The following is a 595-nucleotide window of genomic DNA, read 5'->3' as shown; positions in this document are numbered from 1 at the left end:
CCCGGGCCCGGCGGGGTGCCGGGCCCGAACGTGATCAGCCGGAGGACGAAGGGGCGGGGTCGAAGAGTTCCAGTTGCCCGGCCACGGGGGAGACCCCCCGGGCCTTGAGCCGCCGGTACTCCGCCGCCACCCACGACCGGGAGTAGCCGGTCAGTTCGACGGCCGTGCTCTGTGGCTGTCCGGTGGTGTAGCTGTCGCGCACGATCTCTAAGGCTCGGTCCCGGGTCATCTGCTCGGACATGGGTCCCCCTCGGATGGTCGGGTGTCGCGGTGTCGCGGTCGGTGTCGCGGTCGACCGCGACAGGGGGTGTCGCGGTGGCGCGGTCGGGTCAGAGGTACTGACCCTGGTCTGTCGCGGGGAGCTTGCTGCTCTGTCGCTGCATGGCGCGGGCGACGGTCTGTCGCGTCGTCTCGGGGCGGTAGGCCCGGACCCGAGCTAGAACCGTGTCGCGGTCGGTGACGCCCGCGGTCATGGCCTCCCGGACCATCTGCGCGACGCTCGGTGTCGCGTCGCCCGCGGTCGGGACCGAGGGGGCCGGGGCGGGGGTTGTCGTGATGGTGTCGCCCACGACAGCGGACCCGCTCGTCTCCAGGC

2 protein-coding genes are annotated in these 595 nt (G+C 72.8%); both read right to left on the bottom strand.

The window, feature by feature from the left end:
• Window positions 1-34: 34 nt before the first annotated feature.
• Window positions 35-241, bottom strand: a complete 207-nt coding sequence (locus ADL29_RS07490; RefSeq protein ID WP_030498527.1) for a hypothetical protein — start codon at window positions 239-241, stop codon at window positions 35-37.
• An 88-nt stretch (window positions 242-329) separates the two neighbouring features.
• Window positions 330-595 (bottom strand): hypothetical protein (locus ADL29_RS07485; RefSeq protein WP_211274265.1); only part of this gene is annotated, 266 nt, incomplete at its 5' end.

Origin of the sequence: Streptomyces chattanoogensis, from assembly GCF_001294335.1 — a bacterium.
Lineage (GTDB): Bacteria > Actinomycetota > Actinomycetes > Streptomycetales > Streptomycetaceae > Streptomyces > Streptomyces chattanoogensis.
Note: the sequence above shows the minus strand (reverse complement) of the source record. Positions and strands in the feature narration are given on the sequence as shown.

Excerpts from the sequence above, each read along its gene's own strand:
- ADL29_RS07490 (WP_030498527.1), bottom strand. The coding sequence starts at position 241 with ATGTCCGAGCAGATGACCCGGGACCGAGCCTTAGAGATCGTGCGCGAC.